The organism is Candidatus Baltobacteraceae bacterium (assembly GCA_035502855.1).
GTDB lineage: Bacteria > Vulcanimicrobiota > Vulcanimicrobiia > Vulcanimicrobiales > Vulcanimicrobiaceae > Aquilonibacter.
Genome location: DATJTX010000037.1, coordinates 1 through 20,398, shown reverse-complemented (window position 1 = coordinate 20,398; position 20,398 = coordinate 1). Strand labels below are relative to the sequence as shown.

Sequence of the window (20,398 nt, the reverse complement as noted above, 5' to 3'; positions counted from 1 at the left end):
GACCTGAGGAGACTCTCATGTACGCACGAGCAGCTCTTTTTACGTTCGCATCGATCCTCTTCGGCCTGGGACTTCTGCCGGCTGCCGGCGTGGCGCAGAATAGCGGCGTTCAATATGCGTACGGTGTCACGAACCAGACGCATCTCGGTGCGTGGGTCACGCTGAACAACGCGCACTGCAAACTCGATGTGCCGTGCCGGAACTACACGGAGTGGGTTCCAGCCGGTCAACAAGTTTGGATCAAGGTCGTCGGGATACCCGGCGAATTCAACCTCAAGGCTGAATTCATGCACAACCGTAGCGAGGTGAGACCGGTGGCGGTTGCGACGATTCAGTGGAAGCTTTGGCCGGGATCCAAAGACCGACTAGTCGAGCGAAACGGGAAGTACGTTTGGACGCCGTAACAGCCCAATCGTCGCCGGTCGCTCATTTCACCAGCCTTTCATCGACGTTGCGAACGCGGGCCGTTTGTAGGCGTTGCTGCAGCCGTTGACGTCGAGGCCTTTTGCCGAGCGGGCCAGCACAAATGCAATTTTCAATCGGTCGGTGCAGCTGGTTTCCGTGGCATGGCCGGCGCCGCGGGAATCGCCGGCGCGCCCGGGCCGCCTGGGTTCCAGTAAATGACGTGGCCGCTCGGGTGCCGAGCTTTCAGCAAGACGAACGCGATCGGAATTACACGTCCGCTCTGCGTGGCGCGGTTCTCGTAGACGCCGAAGGTCCCGCACAGCGCGGGAACATGTGTTCTTCCTTCGCTGCAGGGCTTGGCGTGAAGGCCAAGCAGCGCCGCCATCAAGAGTGCTGCGTGCATGCCCGCATTCTACGGCGATTTGAGAAAAAGAGAGCCCGGCGAAGCAGCACGCCGGGCCCTCCTCCGGGCGGAATGAAGGATAGGTACTATTCCAGAGCCGTGGCGTAAAAGTTTCCGTCACGCCAGTAGCCATAGGCTATGATCTGTCGTCCCACCGCCACGCGGCCGCTGGTTTCGCGGTTGAGCGCGGGTTGGTCATTGATCACCAGCGTGCGATCCGCCAGTTGCACGGTTACGAGGTGGCCGCGTACGGCCGTAATCGTTCCGGCGATTCGCGCGCGACGAGGTCCAACCGTGTAGCCGGGGCAATGCCCGTTCGGCGTCCACACGCCGCCTGCCCAATCACCGCAGACCGGATCGCCGTATTGACCGTTCGGTCCCAGCGTGGTCGTGGTGGTGGTCGTCGTCGTTTGTTGGGTCTGCTGCACCGGCTGCTGTTGCGCGATTGCCGGAGCCGCCAGGGCGGCCGCAAACGCTGCGGCGAGCAGGCTCGCGGTAAGTTCTCGTTTCATAATATCCGTATCTACCCACTTCGCAGCGCCGCATCTGCCTAGCGCTCGACCGATTCGTGCCGCGCGTACTCCTCCGCACCCATGAAATGCAGGGAGACGTACGGCTGATCGCCGACGACCCAACTGTCGTGGCCAGGCGGAATATAGAAGATATCGCCCGCCCGCATCTCGATGACGCGACCGTCGTCCATCGCCGCGGTCGCGCTGCCCGAAACGACCATGCCGATATGCTCCACCGCGCAACTGCGTTGCCCGAGATCGCGTCCGACGTGCTCGGACCACTTCCATCCCGGCTCGTAGGTTGCGCGGCCGATCGTCATCTCGTCGACGAGGACGATCTCGAATTTTCCTTTTTCGAACACGATCACGGTGTCGGGGTGATCAAATCGTTTCAAGATGACTTCGCCGTTCATTTTTCTCCTTTGGTCAGCGCTCGAAGAGCCAGCGCCTGATCGCCGTAGCGACCACTTTGTGTTCGATCGGATGCAGCCGCGTCAGCACAGCGCCTTCGTCCTCTCCCGCGACGACGCGCAGCGGTTTGCGCGCGAGCACGCGCCCGCGGTCGGTTTGCATCGTCACCTCGTGCACGCTCGCACCAACCCACGTGCTGCCGGCCGCCAGCGCATCGCGCACGGCGTGCGGTCCGCGAAACGCGGGCATCGTCGTGCGGTCGGACAGCGTGACGCGATCGCTCGCCGGATCGAGCGGTAAGAACGCGGGATGCACGTTGAGCATCTGCGGGAACGCACCCACGAACGCCCGCTCCAGCAGATGCATCCAGCCGAGCAGCAGCACCAGCTCCGGTTCGAGTTGCGCGACGACATCGTACAACTCGGCGTCGTACTCCTCGCGCGAGACGCTCTCGCGCTGCCAGGGCAACACGATCGCGGGAATGCCGGCGTGCCGTGCACGCGTGATCGCGAACGCATCGGCCTTATTGGCGACGAGCGCGGCCAGTTCGAGCGGCAGCCCGTCGGTAACGCGATCGATCACCGCTTGGAAATTCGTGCCGCTCCCCGACGCAAGCACGACCGTGCGTACCGGCCGCGGCGTGAAGTCACGCACGTCGTAGCGCTCGACGACGCGGGCCCCGTAGCGTTCGTAGTACGGAACCAATTCGTCGGAGGCGGCGGCGACCAGTCCGCGACGATAGCCCCGCGCGCGCAGACCGCAGAGCGCGATCTCGAGCAGCGCCGGTCCCAGCGGGCCGCCGCGATGGGCCGGTGCAACGCCGAACGGCCCGAAGATGCCGACGCCCGGCTCGCGTGCGATGCCGCGCAGCCACGCAAAGCGCAAACCCTGCGGATCGAACGCCGCAAATCCGACCGGCTCGTCGTCTTTCGTCGCGACGGCCGACCCCGCCATCGCAACCTCGGTGCTCCACACGCCGCCGAAGATCTCATCGATCCACGCGAGCGTCGCCTCGCTCGCCGCTCCTAACGCGTACCCTGCGCGCGCAGCCCGTTCGCGCGCATCCGCGTCGCTCGCAAAACGTTCGTCGAGATCGACAACGAGATTGATCACCGCGCTTCGTGTATCGTGATCTGCGGCTCGCTCGGCTCGCGCGCTTCGATCCAGCCAACCACTTTCGCGCCCGGCACCGCCGCGACGGCCTTGTTCGCGTCGACGAACGGCACGATCAGCGTGTAGCCGACGCCCATGTTCAACGTGCGATACTTTTCCTCGTGGGTCAGATTCCCGCGCCGCACCAGCTCCTGCATGATCGGCGGCACGCTCCAACGCGCGGCTTCGAAAATCGCCTTCACGTTCGGCGGCAGCGTGCGCGGCACGTTCTCGAGCAATCCGCCGCCGGTGATGTGCGCCATCGCCTTCACGTCGGCGACCTTTTGGATCGCGCGCACCGCATCATAATAGGAAGGATGCTCGGCGAGCAGCGCTTCCGCGTAGGTGCCGCCGTTGAATGGCCGCATCCAATCGTCGCGCGGCAGCAGCGCGCGCGCCAGCGAGTAGCCGTTGGTGTGCAGACCGATCGACGGCAACCCGACGATCGCGTCACCGGGCACAACGCGCGCGGGGTCGGGAACGGCGCTCGTATCCACGATACCGACGATCGTTCCGGCGAGGTCGAAGTGTCCGGGCGAATACAGACCGGGCATCTCCGCCGTTTCGCCGCCCAGGAGCGCGCAGTTGTGCGCGCGGCACGCGCGCGCGCACCCTTCGACCACCGCCGCCGCGACCATCGGATCGAGTTTCCCCGCCGCAAAATAATCGAGAAAGAACATCGGATCGGCGTTGACCACCAAGATGTCGTTCACGCAGTGGTTGACCAGGTCGCGCCCGATCCCGTCGTAGGTCCGCAGCTCGGCGGCAATCAAAATCTTGGTTCCGACGCCGTCGGCCGAGGCGACCAGCGCACGATCGCCGCCGGCGGGCAGGCGAAACACGCCGCCGAAGCCGCCGATCGCATCGAGCTGGTCGGGATGGCGCCATCCGCCCAGCACCTCTTTGTACCGCGCCACGGCCTGGTTGCCGGCCGCAATGTCGACGCCCGCCCGTGCGTAGGCGTCCGGGGCCCGACTTTCGTCGCTCACCGCGGCTCCAGCGCAGGGTCGATACGCCGCGGCGCACGAACTGAGGGCAAAACGATAGCCATATCGTGCTCATACTTCACCCCACTGAAAGGTAGCCCATGCAAGTCCGAATTGCGCAAGACGCGCCGGGTGGCGCTCGCGCTGATGCCGTCGTCGTTCCGGTCTTTACGAGCGGTGAGATGAGCAGCGCCGCAAAGTCCCTCGACGGCATCCTGGGCGGAGCGATTACCGACGTGCTCGCCTCCGAAGAAATCAAAGGCAAGTTAGCCGAGTGCGCGCTGCTTCACGCCGGCGATAAGCCGTTCCATCGCGTGCTGATCGTCGGTTTGGGCGAGCGCGCGAAATTCGAGCCGCTGAATCTGGCGCGCTATGCGGGCGCGGCGGTGCGCTACCTCGGACGGCGTAACGTTGCCGCGATCGCGATCGCGCTCCCCGACGAAGCAAAGGGGGATGAAGCGGCATGCGCATCGTTTGTCGCCGAAGGCGCTATCACCGGGTCCTTCGAGACCACGATCTATCAAGAGAAACCGGAGAAACGCATCGCGACCACCAGCGTCACCGTGCTCGCTCACGATTTTGACGCGAACGCGGTCAAAGCCGGCGTCGAACGCGGCGTGATCCTCGGCGAAGCGGTGAATTTGGCGCGCACGCTGGCGGTGACGCCGGGCAACGACATGACGCCGTCGATTCTCGCCAAAGAGGCCGCCAAGCACGGGAAGGAATCCGGTATCGAGGTCGAGGTGTTCGACGAAGATCGCATCCGTAAGGAAGGGATGGGTTCGTTTCTCTCGGTCGCGCAGGGCAGCGCACAGCCGCCGAAATTCATCATCATGCGCTACAACGGCAATCCCGGCAGTAAAGAATTGCTCGCGCTCGTCGGCAAGGGAATTACCTTCGACACCGGCGGCATCTCGCTCAAGCCGCCCGAACGCATGGAAGAGATGAAATACGACATGTCGGGCGGCGCCGCGGTCATCGCGACAATGTGGGCGCTCGGCAAACTCAAACCGAAACTCAACGTCGTCGGGCTCGTCCCTGCCACCGAGAACATGCCGGGCGGAAAAGCGACGAAGCCGGGCGACATCGTCAAGGCAATGAACGGCAAGACGATCGAGGTGATCAACACCGACGCGGAGGGCCGCTTGATCCTCGCCGATGCGCTCTGCTACGCGAACGAACTCGGCGCGACGAAGATCGTCGACTGCGCGACGCTGACTGGCGCTTGCGTCATCGCACTCGGTCACGCCGCAACCGCTGCCGTCGGCAGCGAGGAATCGCTTACCGACGAGTTTCTCGTCGCCGCCAAGCCGAGCGGCGAGCGCTATTGGGAGATGCCGCTGTACGACGACTATGCAAGCGCGATGAAGAGCGACATTGCCGATCTCAAAAATACCGGCGGGCGCCCCGCCGGCACGTTGACCGCGGCCGCGTTCCTGAAATCGTTCGTCGATGAGACACCGTGGCTGCATCTCGACATTGCCGGCACCGCGTATCTCGACAATGAGTCGGCCTGGCAAGCCAAAGGCCCGACCGGAACGCCGGTCCGCGCCTTCGTGTCGTTCGTCGAGACGCTGGCGGGCGAACCGGTGATTCACTCGAACGGCAAGACCTTGTCATCGCGGGCGTAGTCGAGGGACCGCATCCGAACCCTTTTCACCCAACGCGCGTTTCTCGCGTTCTTTCTTTCGCGCGAGAACGTATGGTTCGCCGAAGCCATTGCCACCACGGCGATCGGCTGGCAAATCTACGCGATTCGTCATCAGGCCCTCGATCTCGCGTTCGTGGGCCTGATCGGCTTTATCCCACAACTCGTGCTTGCCGTGCCGGCGGGCCTGATCGCCGATCGTCTCGATCGCCGCGGCGTCATCATCGTCACCGGCATCGGCAACCTCGTCAGTTCGCTGCTCTTTGTGATGCTCGCACTGAACCACTCACACTCGCTCGCGGCGTATTTCGGCGTGCTCGCCCTGTACTCAGTCGCCGACGCGCTCGGTGTCCCGGCGCAGCGCGCGATGCTGCCCTCGATCGTCAGCGGCGAGCAGTACGTGCGGGCGAGCGCATTGATCTCCTCGATCTCGGAATTCGGCGCCATTGCCGGACCCGCACTGGCCGGACTGCTCATCGCGATCGCCGCGTGGGTCGCGTTCGCGGCGGTTGCGGTTTTGCAAACCGTGGGAATTGCCGCCTCCTTCTTCCTCGATGCGCGCATGCGCGAGGTTCCGGAGGAATCGCTTTGGGCGTCGGCCGTCGACGGTTTCCGGTTCATCATCGATCGCAAGGTTATCCTCGGTGCGATCTCGCTCGATCTCTTCGCCGTGCTCTTCGGCGGCGCGACGTCGTTGCTGCCGATCTACGCCACGGCGGTCTTACACGTCGGCGCGACCGGCTACGGTCTTCTGCGCGCCGCACCGGCGGTTGGCGCAGGCGCCGTCGGCGCCTGGCTCGTGCGCCGGCCGATCGCGCGCCACGGCGCGCGCTGGCTGTTCTGGTGCGTTGCCGGCTTCGGCATCGCGACGATCGTCTTTGGATTCTCGCGGAACATGGCACTCTCGCTCTTGGCGCTCGCCGGCGTCGGCGGCTTCGACATGGTCAGCGTGGTGATTCGTACTGCGATCGCGCAATTGAGCACACCCGAGGCAATGCGCGGCCGCATAAGCGCCTTCGAAAACGTCTTCATCGGCGCATCGAACCAACTCGGCGCGTTCGAATCGGGAACGGTTGCGCAGTGGCTTGGAGCGGTGCCGTCGGTCGTCTTGGGCGGTTGCGCCACGATCGTCATCGTCGCGCTGTGGACGCGGATCTTTCCCGCCCTGCGCCGCTTCGACCGATTGGAAGAAACCTAGACTCTCATCCCGCGCGAAGCGAAGTCGAGGGACCGTTACTATCGGTGCAATGCGAATGCGACGGCTACAACCGAACCAAGGATCACGGCCGTCTGTCCGAGCATCCACGTAATGATCGTCTTCAAATTTGAGTCGATCTTGTGCTCGAGCCGTTCGAAGCGGGATTCCATTCTTTGCTCGAGCGCGTTGAGCCGGCGATCGACGCCGATGAGGCGGTCGGCGATCTGCTCGTAGGCGCCTTCGAGGCGCGCCATTCGTACTTCCATCGGCTGTCCGGTCACGCGGTCCCCTCCCGGTCATCCTATCCCACGCAATGCGCAAACGACAAGGGGCCCCGGCTCGAATGACGCAGAAGCATTTGCGGCTATGGCACAGACCAAACTCGTTAAGGAAGACGCGCGGCCCTACGAACCCGCCAAGGGTCCGGCATTACGGCGTGTAACGGCGGGCGCGATCAAGCGCCGGAAGGGCACGGCCACGATCCCGATGATCACCGCGTACGACGCGCCCTTCGGCCGCTATGCCGAAGAGGCCGGCATCGATTGGATTCTGGTGGGCGACAGTTTGGGCAACGTCGTGCTCGGTTTCGATGAGACCACACCGGTCACGATGGACGACATCGTGCATCACACCGCCGCGGTGGTACGCGGCACCTCACGCGCGCACATCGTCGCCGACATGCCGTTCGGTTCGTATCAAGTCAGCGACGAAGAAGCGGTGCGTAACGCGATTCGACTCGTGAAAGAGGGCGGTGCGACCTCGGTCAAGCTCGAAGGCGGCAGCGATGTCGCAGCGCGCATTCGCGCCATCTGGCGCGCCGGCATACCGGTCGTGGGCCACATCGGCATCACGCCGCAAACGGCCGGCCTGGGCCCCGGCTATCGCATGCGAACGCATCGCGAACGTCTGCTCGAAGATGCCCTTGCGGTCGAAGAGGCCGGCGCCTACGCGATCGTGCTCGAGGTCGTCGATTTCGAAATCGCGCGCGAACTCACGCAGCGGCTCTCGATCCTGACCATCGGCATCGGTTCGGGTTCGCATTGCGATTCGCAGGTGCTCGTACTCCATGACGTGCTGGGCATGTATCCACACTCGCCGCCGTTCGTCAAACGCTTTGCCGAAATCGGCATCGCCACGACCAATGCGCTGCGCGAGTACGCGGCCGCGGTAAAGGAAGGCACCTTTCCTTCCACGTGAGTGCGCCGCGGTTCGACGACGCGTTCCGCGCGCGGCTGCACGATCTCTTTCGTTGGCGCCGGGACGTCCGCCACTTTCGTCCCGACCCGTTACCGCACGAAGCGCTCGAACGTTTGGTGCGTGAGACCGCGCTTTCGCCGTCGGTCGGTTACTCGCAGCCGTGGCGTTTCGTTCGCGTCGAAACACCGGAACGGCGCCGTGCGGTCATCGCATCGTTCGAACGCGCGAACGCCCAGGCACTCGCCGGATACGACGGCAAGGACGCGGCGCTTTACGCGCAGCTCAAACTCTCCGGATTACGCGAAGCACCCGCGCACGTCGCCGTCTTCTGCGATACGAGCACGACCACCGGGCGCGGTCTCGGCCGAGCGACGATGCCGCAAATGCTCGCGTACTCGGCCGCGATGGCGATCTACACGCTCTGGCTTGCGGCGCGCGCCGACGGCATCGGCGTGGGCTGGGTGTCGATTCTCGAACCCGAGGTCGTCACGCTCGCGCTCGACGTCCCCGGGGAGTGGGAATTGATCGCGTACCTGTGCATCGGCTATCCCGCCGGCGATTCCGATACGCCCGAACTCGTCACCGCCGGTTGGGAACGGCAGGACGAACGCGCGCTGACGCTACACGAACGCTAAAACGCCGCTTTTTGACAATAGAAGCTCGCCCGTGCTAGAAAGATTCCAACATGGACGCCGGCTTTTCGGACCCGGGCGTCGTCGAGCACGTACGCCTCCGATGGCCGTGCCCGCACTGCCGCGAGGTTGAAGGCATCGCAATACCCAGCGCGGATCCCGTCAACACGGGGATCCATTTCATGGCTTATTGCAATCTCCGGCATCCCCAAGGCTACGCCTTCAACTACAGACACGAGATACTTGGCCTGCCGAAAGACGATGATGGCCTCTTCGAGGTCACGTCTCACGAAAAGGCGCTTATTCTTGCCCGCGATCGGTACGCGTGCATCTATTGCGGAAGAGCAGCACCTATAGTAGTTTCACCAATCCAATACATGGACCGGGCGCTGAGCGAGGCCTTCGGGCCAACATGGTCGTTGGACGGATTGGAGCACGCCTCGTCCACCTGTCCGACATGCTTTCAATATCTTCCCGGAATACTAAGAGTAATTCCGTCGCACTTGCTCCTTTCACTGGACCAAGCAAAACGCGAAGATATTTACAAATTCCTGCAGGCGCTGCAGCTGCATGTCCATCATCCTATCCCAAAGGTGATGCTCAAGAAACTGTTTAGCGGCGACCAAGAGCGTAAGAAATATAAAGAAGAGTTCGAACTCGCGACACAGAGACTCCACGTTACGGCATGCAACCAATGCAACGTGGGGATCGGCGACAGATTGGCGCCTATTGAGGAAATCGAACAGCTTCTGAGAACTGTAATATATTCTAACGGGGGTCCGCTCTACGAAAGAGACCGGTCAACACTTCAGGGTCTGCATTTTCGAGCGCGGATGCTCGAGCGAAGCGCCGCGGGCTAACCGCGGGATCTTAGGGGAACCACCACACGGTCGGGCGTGACATCAGCGTCTAAACCCTCGTGATGCCTTACGAGCGCAATAACGTGGCTGGTATTAACCGTAACGGTGTATGCCGGCGAGCCCGGCGACCCAAGCACCATTTCAACTTCGACCATCGGTAGCCCGGCGTTCAAAGCCTCCGCGATTTTGGTGGCCGCCTGATCCGAAACTACGTGTGATCGATTACCGAGCCAGACCGTATACATCGCACGCGTGCATTACACCGAATCCTGATGAACTCATGTTTGCCGCAATGCTAGCAACCTGTGAGCAACCGCGAATTCTTGTGGGCATCATGTGGATATCATCGACGCGGCGGGTGCCACCTGCATGGCTTACTGGGACAGACGCCTTTCGTTGGGAACGGCAGGATGAACGCGCGCTGACGCTGCACGAACGCTGAGGTATGCTGCAAACGCTGATCGCTGCACTCGCCCTCTCGGCCTCGTTCTACACGCATCCGGGTCAGCTCGTGCGCGTCGACCATCATCGGCTGAACATGTACTGCATCGGCCGCGGCTCGCCGACCGTCGTCTTCGATTCGGGCTGGGAGGATTGGGCGCCGGCTTGGATCCTCGTACAGCCGGCGGTCGCGCGCTGGACGCGCGCCTGCACCTACGATCGCGCCGGCGCGGGCTTCAGCGATCCCGGTCCGATGCCGCGCACCAGCGTTCGCATCGCCGACGACCTGCACGCCGCGCTGCACAACGCCGGAATTCGCGGCCCCTATATTCTCGTCGGTCATTCCTTCGGCAGCTATAATACCCGCACGTTCGTCGATCGCTATCCGCGCGAGGTTGCGGGGCTGGTGCTGGTCGACGGCGAGGATGGCGACGTCGAGCCCCCGCACGAGCGGCAGCAGCACGATCGCAGCCTGCCGGCTGTCGTCGCCGAACTTCGCCGCTGTCGCGACGCCCTCGCCGCGGGTCGCCCGTTGCCGAAATTGCCGCGTAAGCCCGGATGGGACTGCTCGCAGCAATTCTTTCGCGGCATTCCCGAGCGCATGTTTCCGGCACAGCTCAACGCCGCGATTCTTCGGATCGCGCGCACCAAGCTTGCACTCTACGACGAAGTGATGTCCGAGATGGCCGAGATGCCGGCCGATGAAGCATATCTCATCACGCATTGGACGAGCCTGGGGTCGCGCCCGGTGCGCGTGCTCACGGCGCAAAACCATTTCTACGACACCGCCAAGACGCCGCCGGCCCTGCACCGCAAGCACCTGCTCTTCGAGCACGCTGAGGCGGTCGCGCAAGCGCGTTGGCTCGCGCTCTCGTCCGACTCGAAGCAAATTTTCGCCTACCGCAGCGGACACTACATCGAGCTCGATCAGCCGCAACTGGTGATCGACGCGATCCACGACGTGATCGAACGCAGCCGCCGTTAGACGTCGACGAGACTGCGATAGGCTTGCAGTACGTCGCGGCGCGTGACGATGCCGATCAGATGCTCGTCGCGCGGATCGACCACCGGCAAGAGCGGAATCGGCGCGTCCGCCATCAACGTTGCCGCGCGCTCGACGGTGTCGTCGGGATGGAGCACGTGGTTGACGGTTTGCACGATGCTCGAGATCCGGTCGCTTCCGTGGCCTTGCGCTACCGCTTTTGCGAGATCGGCCGACGTGACGATCCCGATGAAGCGCCGCCCGCTGCAGACCGGCACCGCCAGTTCGCCCGACTCGCCGTCGCGTTCCACGATGCCCGAGATCTCGTCGTTCAACTGCGCAACCACCGGCGGTTCGCGCCGGATCGTCGCGATCTTCACGCGGCTGAGGAAGCGCGGACGCCGTACGCGCTGCCAATCGACGCCGCGCCGGATGAGCTTCATCTCGTAGACGGTCGATCCCAACAGCCGGCGGCCGATCACGGTCGCGATCACGACGCAGACCATCAGCGGCAGTATGATCGTGTAATCGTTGGACATCTCGAAGACGATGAGAATCGCGGTCATCGGCGCTTCGGCGGCGGCGGCAAAGAGCGCCGCCATGCCGACCAATCCGTACGCGGCTCCGGGCGCGGTCCACACCGGGAACATGAAATGCACCAGGCGCCCGAACGCGTCGCCTAAGAACGCACCGGTGAAGAGCGAGGGCGCGAAGACGCCGCCCGATCCGCCTGAGCCGAGCGTCAGCGAGGTGGCCAAAGGCTTGGCGATCGCGAGCAGCAACGCGCGGCCGGGGCCCACGTGCTGATCGAGCACTTGCTGTATCGAGACGTAGCCGACTCCGAAGACCTGCGGCAGCCAAATGCCGATCACGCCGACGAGGGCGAAGCCGATACCGCCTTTGACCCACGCCGGAATCTTGAATTCCTCGAAGCGGTCTTCGATGAAGTAAAGCATCCGCACGAATCCGGTCGCCCACACGGCGCAGATTACGCCGAGAATCGCGTAGAGGATCAGCTCGTAGGGCGAGATGAGCACGAACCCGGCGGCCGAGAACGAGGGATGGTTGCCGAGGAAGGCCCGGCCGATCACGGCCGCGAGCACCGACGAAACGACGATGGCGGCAAACGAACGCGGCGCAAACTCACCGAGAATGATTTCAGCGGCGAAGAACACGCCGCCGATCGGTGCATTGAAGGTGGCCGAGATGCCGGCGGCAGCTCCGCACGAGACCAAGGTGCGGACGATCGGCGCAGGCGCGCGCACGAGTTGCCCGAGCACCGAGCCGATCGTCGACCCGATCTGCACGATCGGGCCCTCGCGACCGCAGCTTCCGCCAAATCCGATCGAGGAGGCGGATGCAATCGCCTTGATCGCAATCACGCGCGGGCGCATCTTACCCCCGCGCATTGCGACCGCTTCCATCACCTCCGGAACGCCGTGTCCTTTGGCCTCGGGCGCAAAACGCGCCGTGATCCAAGCGGCGATGATGCCGCCGATCGCCAGCTGCACGACGATCGCCATGACGCCGATGACCTTGCCGAGCCCGGCGCCGATGATATTGAAAGCGAGATAGGTTTCGAGCGTTATCAGCGCGCGAAAGCCGACCGCACCGAAACCACCGCCGATCCCGATGATGACCGCGGTCACCATCAAAAATGTCGTTTGGGAGAATGTGTAGCGCCCAATGCGCAACACGGTACGGCCGTCTTTGGTGATGTACTCGATCAAAGCGGAGTCGTCATCCCACCATCGCACGCGCGCTGTGCGCGGCCGGCACGTTGGGATACTCTCCCGTCAAACAACCCAAACACATCTCATTGCGTTTTCTCCCGCTGGCGGCGATGAGCCCTTCAAGCGAGAGATACCCGAGCGAGTCCGCGCCGGCCTTGACGCGAATCTCTTCGATCGAATAATTTGCGGCGATCAACTCGTCGTACGTGGCCATGTCGACGCCCAAATAACATGGATGCTTGATCGGCGGTGAGGTGATGCGCAGGTGCACTTCACGCGCGCCCGCTTCGCGCAATAATTTTACGATGCGCGGCGTCGTTGTGCCGCGCACGATCGAGTCGTCGACCACGACCACCCGCTGCCCGCGCAGATTCTCGACGACCGGATTGAACTTGAGCTGCACGCCGCGCGCGCGCAGATCCTGATCGGGACTGATGAAGGTGCGCCCGATGTAGCGGTTCTTGATCAGGCCTTCGATGTACGGCAGACCGCTCTGCGCCGCATAGCCGATGCCGCCGGGAACCGCCGAGTCGGGAATCGCCATTACCACGTCGGCGTCGACCGGATGCTCTTTAGCCAATTCCCGGCCCATCGCGTAGCGCGCCATGTAGATCGAGCGTCCGTTGAGGGTGGAGTCGGGGCGGGCGAAATAGATGTATTCGAACATACAGAGCGCCGGAAAGGCGCTCTCGTTGACCACCACCGTCGATTCCATGCCCTTCGGCGTGATGCGAATGATCTCACCCGGCTCGACCTCGCGCAGATAGCGCGCGCCGATCGTCGGCAGCGCGCACGACTCCGAGGCAACGGCAAAACCCCCGTCCTCAAATGCGCCGATGCACAGCGGCCGCACGCCCCACGGATCGCGAAACGCGAAGAGTTCGTCTTTGGTGGCCAGGACGATCGAGTAAGCGCCGCGCGCGATGCTGAGCACGTGTTCGATCCGGTCGAGCATCGTACCGGGAGCCTCGACGATCGCTTTGGCCATCACTTCGGAGTCGGAGGTCGCCTGCAGCGTCGTGCTTGGCGAGAGCCGCTCGCGCAGCTCGTCGGTATTGGTGAGGTTGCCGTTGTGAGCGAAGGCAAAGTCGCCGATTTCGGTGGTTTCGAGCAGCGGCTGCGCGTTGACCACGATCGAGGAGCCGGTCGTGGAGTAACGGGTGTGGCCGACCGCGATATGGCCCGAGAGCTGGGCAAGCGACTCCTCGTCGAAGATCGCGCCGATCAGCCCCATGTCTTTGTGCGAGCGGATCGTGCCGCCGTCGCCTGCAGCGATGCCCGCGGACTCCTGTCCACGGTGCTGAAGGGCGTAAAGCCCGAAGTACGCCAGGCGTGCCGCGTCACGCCCCGGCGTCAGTATCCCCGTAATCCCGCACATCGCTGCCCGTGGTTATTCGCTACGCCGGCTGCTCCCACCCATGATCTGCAGCAACGCCAGGAAGATATTGATCGAATCGAGGTAGATCGAGACAGCCATTTGCACCGGGCTCAGCCCGCTGCCGCCGGCACGGATGCGGGCGAAGTCGATCAGCACGAGGCCCGCGAAGATGACCAGGATTGCCCACGAGTAGATCGTCGGCGAGAGAAAATGCACGAAGATCGAGATGATCCCGATGACGATCAGCACGAGCAGCGCACCGAAGAAAATCCCCGAGAAGCGCCGCAGATCGAGGCCGGTCGCATACACGATCGCGCCGAGCGCAAAGAGCCCGAGTCCCGTCGTCAGCGCCGCGTTGAAGACGACCGCGTTTCCGGCGACGTGCGCGTAGTAGGTCACGATCGGCGATATGAAGATTCCTTCGAGGAACGTAAACAGATAGAAGATCGCGAGCGAAAGCGCTGCGTTCGCGCGCGTCGCGTTCATGACGAAGATCAGAATGAACCCGCCGAAGAACGCAATCCAGCTCGGTCCGCTCCCGACGTTCGGAAACAGATAGACGGCGAGCGCAGTGATACACCAGCCCAGTGCGGTGATCCCGAGCACTTGCCCAAGCAGCGACTGGACCGGCATCGTGACGGCTCCGGGGCGACCGTACGGAGCCGGTTGATATTGATAGGCCATGGCTCTTCTAGATAACCTCCGTTCGGGCTGGGGGTTACACCCGATTGGGGCTGACCCTTGAATACGAACGTACGTTCGTATTATACTGCCGGATATGCGCGGGGTCGAGATCGTAGAGCAGCACGCCAAGAGCGTCATCAACCGGGTCACCGGGATGCCGTTCAAATGGTCGATCAATCCCTACCGCGGTTTTACGGTGTATTGCCGGGCATGACTCAGAACATCCTCGGCCAGCATAAGACCGCGGCCTTGCCCCCCAGTATTGAGAAAGCCTTAGGACTTTCTCTCTTTTTCAGTAGCGACGGCTTCGAAATCGATGGCTTGCCTTACCCCGGTATCCCGATATTCGTTGATCAGTCGACCATGCGAATCGAGCATTTGCCGACCGAATGGATCATTTTCCAAGCGGTCGTTCGCGGTTCGAGCCGATCCCCAGGGACCTGGCGAAATTATGCTTTCAGCTTGTTGAGCTGGCTCCGTTACTGCAACGCGAACGGCTGGGATTGGCGCAGGCCGGAGGAACGGCTGCTTGCCCATTACCGGAATGCATTGGAGCGGCAAGAACCGCAGCTTTCAACAAAGACGATCGCTCGCAAGATGCTTGTCGTCTGCTGGTTCTACGAGTGGGCGAAGAGCCGCGGCCACCTCGCCGAGATGCCGATTGCATTCGAAGCCACGGGATATCAGCGTGTCTCAACGAGACTGCTGGCGCACTTGGACGCATCAAAGCCAAACGCAATGCGTAGGGTTCTCGTTCCGCGAAGATCGCGGCGCGAGCGACTCCCTCGATTTTTCACGAGACAAGAACAAGAACGGATTCTCAAGCAGCTCATATTGCGTGATCGCCTAATCGTACTTTGGGCCCTCAACACGGGCATTCGCGAGCATGAACTGTGTGCTCTAACGATTGATCAGATTCCAGACCAAGATATTTACCGCGCTAGTCGCCTTTATCGTCTCCCGCTCCGCGTAACAAAAGGATCTGTCGGTGGCGACCTCTACGTGCCGGCCTGGCTTCTCGATGAGACATTTCGATATATCAGTCTTTTTGAACGCCGCAACGTCGCGAATCGAGCTAGGAAACGCGGCAGCAACGTCCCTAACGCGATATGGCTTTCACGATGGGGTCGCCAACTTGCTCCGAACTCAGTTTACCAAGTTTTCAAAAAATCGCTGCGAGCCGCTGACATTCCAGAGGGCACGTTCCACGACTTAAGGCACACCTACGCGATTACAATGTTGGACAGGCTGATGCGCTCAACCGAGAATGCGCACGCACAGGCCCGCAACCCACTCCTTGTCTTAAGACATCTAATGCGTCATTCCAGCATCGCATCTACCGAGATCTACTTGCGAGCAAGGGAGTTCTATCTATCGGACATTTTTCATGACACCTGGGACGTGCCCGACATAGCATGAGCATCGATTCCGACCTTGGATACGATCTATCATCAACCACGTGGACGTACTTAAGTCCACGCCTAAGACAGAAAACCGTCTCATTCGCGGCGGAGGTGTCCAACGCTGGAGCTGTTGCTGTTCAGATGCTCAACGCAGCGAAGCGGCTCTATAACCATTCACGACCATCGACGATTGAGAATGTCGTTAAGATCGTGCGTACGCTTATCAACGCGATTGCCCGATATGCACCGCCCATTCCATCAATTCTTGACTGCGAGGAAGCCCTCGTGCGCGAACTCAAGACGGCGGCCTCCCGCGAAGGCACAAGCCACAATTCCTACAAGATTGCGGCTGCAGTTCTTGCTGAGGCAGCGCGGCATCATGGGATCGCATTTCGCGCACGGAACCCATTTCGGCGCGTTTCTACCCCAATTCGGACCGCCCCGCGTGATGAGCTAAGACAGCTCTTGATCTGTGCCCGCAACGATGCAATATCTTATCACCGTGATTTCACCGATCCGAGCTCATGGCAGCATCCCAGCGTTGTCCTTGCGGCCCGAGAGTTCGCAAGCAAGAGCGGCGGCACACTCCCGCGTCAAGACCTCGCAACGCCCATCAGTATCGAATACAGCAAATTTCTGGCAAGAGCGGAGCGCGAGACAGGTGTTCGTTACAATACCAGGCTCCTGAGCCGCTACTGCTACGCAACGTATGAAACGCTGATTCCCTTTTACACACTTCTGATTCACAAATTGGCAGCCAACGTTGACGCCGTTGCACTCATGGGACGTGACTGCATGCAGGAGATCGATAACCCGCTTCTGGGTAGGCGTTTTCTTGTTGCATTGCCCAAGGGACGCTCACCTGGAATGCCTCCATATTCGGTTTCCGACTATGGACAGCTGAGTGTGCCTTGGCTTATCCGCGCACTCCTAGCCTTATCCGAGCCACTGGTGCCACACGCAGCGCCGCCCTATAGGCAATATCTATTTCTTGCCTACTCTAGACTTGGATCCGTCCTCCCGCTCATGACTCTTCGGCCTAGCGCTGCCTTTCGCCACTACAAGAAATCAAGAGGCATCACCAGTGCTATTGCTCTTAACATGCTGCGACCAACGCGTCTTGTGGATGAATATGAGCGATCTCTTGATCCCTTCCGGGTTCGACAAATTGCCCAGCATCGCAATCTGAGCGACACGATGCGATATCTCGATCATTCTGAAGCCGCCGCCACCGACGAGCTCACGATCGCTAATGCGCAATCAACCATCCTTCTCGGTCGCACGATAACTGACAAGGCCAGCGGCAACCGTGAGACGCGCAGTGCCACAACTCCCAGCCACGTCTGCCTTGATCCCGCAGCATCACACGACGGTCATGACGCAAACGGGCTTTGCGCGAATCTCCTTTGGCCTCTCAATGATCGACACTTCGTCATGCGCCTGGAACCCCGCTCTGTGGCATTCCTATTGCGCGACTACGAGGCGCTTTGTGAGGCACAACAACGTATCCCATCGGAGCGCTATCGACGTCTCTATTTGCCGAAGCGCAGATTGATCGAGGCCCAATACTTGCCAGCAATCGACGCTGCGCTGCTCAATGCTGCGCAACAAATCGCTACAACCTTGCCGCCGCCACCAAGGATAGACTGAGATGTTCGCAGCTCACAGCCAGCCTGAAATCCACACGCTGATTGACCCCGTAGTTTCACCACGGAGTGCTTTTAGTGACGATACATGGCATTTCGACACAGCACTGCCCGGAAAGCCTTACACCACGGTACGCTGGAAGATGCAACTCAGCAACGGATCATATTTGACCGATCCGCAGAATGCCGCATTTCTTTTCGCCTGCAAGCACCTTCTCAGCCACATCGTTAAGGGAACCATCGGCCTTGGAAAGCAACTGCGAGCGCGCAGTATCATGTCGCGTGCGGAGCTCCTTCGCTACTACATCCTGCTCATGTCTGCGCACGGGATCTATCGTTTTGCGGATTTGACGGATGCGCACATAATTGCTTTCCGTAACGGTCTAGCTTCAAACCAAGTCAAGAAGCGCCGCGGCGACGGTACCTTCCGCCAAACGTCGAAAATTTGGTCCGCAGCATATCGCCGCCAGGCCGCTCTTATGCTCCGCACGATTGTAAATTTGCAGCCGCTGATCCCTGGAGGCGCGACGCTCTCCAAAGATCTCACCGATAATCTCCTAGGTGCGACCGACGTGCCTCGCAGAGGACCCGGCCTCACACCTCGTATTCCAGACGAGATTTTCGTTAAGCTACTTAGCACGGCGATCACTTGGGTAGAGGACGTTGGGCCCCGTCTACTGAGTCGCAGCAGCGAGCTCATCGCTATCAAATCAACGTCGCGCAGTACCGCGGTGATAGGCAGGCGCTACGCTGAATACTACAAAGCCTCAAAACCGATGATTGTTTACGTTAGCGGGACGGAATACGACATCGGCAGCATCAAGCGCATACCGTTGCGCGTCTGGCTGAACCACTTGATGGCGGCCAGTTACATAATCATCGCCGGAATGACGGGAATGCGAATGTGTGAGGTCCTCTCGCTTCGCCCGGGTTGCCTTGAACCAATCTCATCGCCCGATGGGCGGACGCTGCTGCGCATAATCGGCATGTTGTACAAGACGTCAAAGAATGAGGCTGGCGAGCTCGCTTCATGGATAGCCGGCTGGGACTCACCGGACAACCCCATTCGATTGGCTGTACGAACCCTCGAGGAGCTTCATTCACGTCACGGGTCGCTCGATCCGGACATCTTGCTGTTTACGCCCATCCCGGAATTTAGGGGCGGCCGTAACAAAGGTAAGGGTCGATCCGGTCACGGGCTTTCTACTCGGCTGAATGCCTTTGCAAAGTTCAACAGGATTCACGATTGGAAATTCGCGACTCACCAGTTCCGGAAGACATTCGCACGTTTTGTTACACTTGCCGCTCCGACCGGCGTGCTTGCCCTTCAACGTCATTTCAAACACGTCAGCGTAGCGATGACCGAGCGATACATTCCCAGCGATTCCGACTTGATGGACGAGATCATCCAGCAATCCTTCGAGAGCGACGTTGAACGGCTCGATGCCATCCTCGGCGCAGACCGGCTAGCTGGCATGAGGGGCGAGGAGATTCTAAAACGTAATTTGGAGTTGCGCGGCGACAGCGCTGAGGCAGTTGAGGCGCGCCGGGCTTGCATTGAATCAACCGTTAATGACTCAAGCTTTAGAATGGTAAGGCACGTGTACGGCGATTGCTTCTACGAAGCATCATCCGCCCGATGTAGTGGAAACGTGGTCAACGTTGGACTACAAACGTGCATCGCTTGTAAGAACTTCTCAGTCGATCGCTCACACCTCGGCTTTTGGCAGGCTCAGCGCGATGCATTCGACTCAGACCTCGCGGAAATATCGAATCGCGGCAAGCGCAGCGAAGCGCTTGAGGCCCAACGCGACGCTGCCGCAAAGATCATCGGAAAGCTGACAGATGGATAAAAGGCACAAACGTCGAGAAAAAAGCAAGAACCAAATACTAGCTGCGATCCAGCGATTGCACAGCGGCACAGCGACTCATCCGCTACATATTGGTATTCAAGTGCGGCCCACAAAGCAAGCGGTTGCGCGAGAGGCCGGAGTTAGCTCTGCCACGTTATACCGTTTCCCCGATCTCATCAAGAGCATAGATAATCTATTTGACGCACCGCGGCCGCAGGCGATGCCCCGCGCTGAGCAACACCGCCGCAGCCTTCTCGCGCGCATTGCCGAACTCGAACGGCAGAATAACCTACTGCTTGCGGAAAACCTGCGCCTCACTAGGGAGTTTGCAGCACAAGCGAGCCCAACAGCCACCTCGATCACCAATAGTTTGGATCAACGTCGCGCACGTAAGGCTGGAAGAACATAGGATATGCGCGGAGTTGAAATCATCGAGACACGCGCCAAGTCTCTGCTCAATCGCGTCAAGGGCATGGCCTTCGAGTGGTCCATAAACTGTTACCGCGGATGTTCCCACCAGTGCGTCTTCTGTTATGCCCGTCGAACGCACTCGTACCTGGAAAAAGATGGCGTTAGCGATTGGGGAAGCACCATATATGTGAAGACGAACGCGCCTACGGTGTTGCGCGCCGAGCTCGCGAAGCGATCGTGGCGACACTATACCGTAGCCATCGGCACCGTCACCGATCCATATCAACCGCTAGAGGGGCGATACAAACTAACTCGCGGAGTTCTTGAGGCATTGCGAGACTATCACACGCCCGCTGCACTGATCACGCGCTCGCCTCTCGTGATTCGTGACATTGACGTCTTACAGCAGCTCTCGCTCGTCGCCGGCGCTAGCGTCTCGGTTAGCATCGCTACCTTAGACGAA

At 61.0% G+C, this 20,398-nt stretch carries 20 protein-coding genes; 11 read left to right on the top strand and 9 right to left on the bottom strand.

Translation table 11 applies throughout. The annotated features are described in order from the left end of the window. Positions 1-17: 17 nt before the first annotated feature. Entirely contained in the window at positions 18-404 is a 387-nt protein-coding gene (locus VMF11_14900; GenBank protein HTU71589.1) for a hypothetical protein, read from the top strand. A 131-nt stretch (positions 405-535) separates the two neighbouring features. On the opposite strand, the gene VMF11_14895 is transcribed toward VMF11_14900, so the two are convergent. The 5 genes from VMF11_14895 to purM all read right to left on the bottom strand — a co-directional run bounded on the left by VMF11_14895 (position 536) and on the right by purM (position 3,872). Further along, complete coding sequence (locus tag VMF11_14895; GenBank protein ID HTU71588.1) at positions 536-808, bottom strand: hypothetical protein; 273 nt, start codon at positions 806-808, stop codon at positions 536-538. An 86-nt stretch (positions 809-894) separates the two neighbouring features. Beyond that, on the bottom strand, positions 895-1,320 hold the full coding sequence (locus VMF11_14890) for a hypothetical protein (protein ID HTU71587.1): 426 nt from the start codon (positions 1,318-1,320) through the stop codon (positions 895-897). A gap of 38 nt (positions 1,321-1,358) precedes the next feature. Next, the gene (locus VMF11_14885) at positions 1,359-1,715 is read right to left on the bottom strand and encodes a cupin domain-containing protein (protein ID HTU71586.1); all 357 of its coding nucleotides are present in this window, start codon (positions 1,713-1,715) and stop codon (positions 1,359-1,361) included. A 31-nt stretch (positions 1,716-1,746) separates the two neighbouring features. Next, the gene (locus VMF11_14880) at positions 1,747-2,844 is read right to left on the bottom strand and encodes a GNAT family N-acetyltransferase (GenBank protein ID HTU71585.1); all 1,098 of its coding nucleotides are present in this window, start codon (positions 2,842-2,844) and stop codon (positions 1,747-1,749) included. Further along, on the bottom strand, positions 2,841-3,872 hold the full coding sequence (gene purM / locus VMF11_14875; GenBank protein ID HTU71584.1) for a phosphoribosylformylglycinamidine cyclo-ligase: 1,032 nt from the start codon (positions 3,870-3,872) through the stop codon (positions 2,841-2,843). Before purM ends, VMF11_14880 begins: the two co-directional genes overlap by 4 nt. A gap of 98 nt (positions 3,873-3,970) precedes the next feature. On the opposite strand from purM, the gene VMF11_14870 reads away from it, so the two are divergent. Both VMF11_14870 and VMF11_14865 read left to right on the top strand, forming a co-directional pair. Then, positions 3,971-5,500, top strand: a complete 1,530-nt coding sequence (locus VMF11_14870; protein ID HTU71583.1) for a leucyl aminopeptidase — start codon at positions 3,971-3,973, stop codon at positions 5,498-5,500. Positions 5,501-5,512: 12 nt separating this feature from the next. After that, positions 5,513-6,715, top strand: a complete 1,203-nt coding sequence (locus VMF11_14865) for an MFS transporter (GenBank protein HTU71582.1) — start codon at positions 5,513-5,515, stop codon at positions 6,713-6,715. A 38-nt stretch (positions 6,716-6,753) separates the two neighbouring features. Here VMF11_14865 and VMF11_14860 read toward each other — a convergent pair whose 3' ends face one another. Beyond that, entirely contained in the window at positions 6,754-6,996 is a 243-nt protein-coding gene (locus tag VMF11_14860) for a hypothetical protein (GenBank protein HTU71581.1), read from the bottom strand. 85 nt (positions 6,997-7,081) lie between these two features. Between VMF11_14860 and panB the strand changes: the two genes are divergently transcribed. From panB to VMF11_14840, 4 genes are all read left to right on the top strand, one after another. Next, positions 7,082-7,912 carry a 3-methyl-2-oxobutanoate hydroxymethyltransferase gene (gene panB / locus VMF11_14855; protein ID HTU71580.1) on the top strand — a complete coding sequence of 277 codons (831 nt, stop codon included), beginning with the start codon at positions 7,082-7,084 and terminating at the stop codon, positions 7,910-7,912. Further along, positions 7,909-8,547 (top strand): 5,6-dimethylbenzimidazole synthase, encoded by a 639-nt coding sequence (bluB, locus tag VMF11_14850; GenBank protein ID HTU71579.1) that lies wholly within the window; start codon positions 7,909-7,911, stop codon positions 8,545-8,547. Before panB ends, bluB begins: the two co-directional genes overlap by 4 nt. Positions 8,548-8,597: 50 nt before the next feature. After that, the gene (locus VMF11_14845; GenBank protein HTU71578.1) at positions 8,598-9,404 is read left to right on the top strand and encodes a hypothetical protein; all 807 of its coding nucleotides are present in this window, start codon (positions 8,598-8,600) and stop codon (positions 9,402-9,404) included. Positions 9,405-9,849: 445 nt separating this feature from the next. Continuing rightward, positions 9,850-10,830: an alpha/beta hydrolase gene (locus VMF11_14840; protein HTU71577.1), complete on the top strand. Its 981-nt coding sequence runs from the start codon at positions 9,850-9,852 to the stop codon at positions 10,828-10,830. Here VMF11_14840 and VMF11_14835 read toward each other — a convergent pair. The 3 genes from VMF11_14835 to VMF11_14825 are packed head-to-tail and all read right to left on the bottom strand — an operon-like array spanning position 10,827 to position 14,622. Beyond that, positions 10,827-12,557 (bottom strand): chloride channel protein, encoded by a 1,731-nt coding sequence (locus VMF11_14835; GenBank protein ID HTU71576.1) that lies wholly within the window; start codon positions 12,555-12,557, stop codon positions 10,827-10,829. The genes VMF11_14840 and VMF11_14835 overlap by 4 nt on opposite strands. A 10-nt stretch (positions 12,558-12,567) precedes the next feature. Next, the gene (gene purF / locus VMF11_14830) at positions 12,568-13,938 is read right to left on the bottom strand and encodes an amidophosphoribosyltransferase (protein HTU71575.1); all 1,371 of its coding nucleotides are present in this window, start codon (positions 13,936-13,938) and stop codon (positions 12,568-12,570) included. Between the two features lie 12 nt (positions 13,939-13,950). Continuing rightward, a complete protein-coding gene (locus tag VMF11_14825) occupies positions 13,951-14,622 on the bottom strand; it encodes a Bax inhibitor-1 family protein (GenBank protein HTU71574.1) in 672 nt (223 codons plus the stop codon). A gap of 165 nt (positions 14,623-14,787) precedes the next feature. On the opposite strand from VMF11_14825, the gene VMF11_14820 reads away from it, so the two are divergent. The 4 genes from VMF11_14820 to VMF11_14805 form a co-directional block, all read left to right on the top strand. Further along, positions 14,788-16,041, top strand: a complete 1,254-nt coding sequence (locus tag VMF11_14820; protein HTU71573.1) for a site-specific integrase — start codon at positions 14,788-14,790, stop codon at positions 16,039-16,041. Next, on the top strand, positions 16,038-17,675 hold the full coding sequence (locus VMF11_14815; protein ID HTU71572.1) for a hypothetical protein: 1,638 nt from the start codon (positions 16,038-16,040) through the stop codon (positions 17,673-17,675). The genes VMF11_14820 and VMF11_14815 overlap by 4 nt, the downstream gene beginning before the upstream one ends. A 1-nt stretch (position 17,676) precedes the next feature. Beyond that, on the top strand, positions 17,677-19,524 hold the full coding sequence (locus tag VMF11_14810; GenBank protein ID HTU71571.1) for a hypothetical protein: 1,848 nt from the start codon (positions 17,677-17,679) through the stop codon (positions 19,522-19,524). A 598-nt stretch (positions 19,525-20,122) separates the two neighbouring features. Next, a partial coding sequence (locus VMF11_14805) for a hypothetical protein (protein ID HTU71570.1) occupies positions 20,123-20,398 on the top strand: 276 nt, incomplete at its 3' end.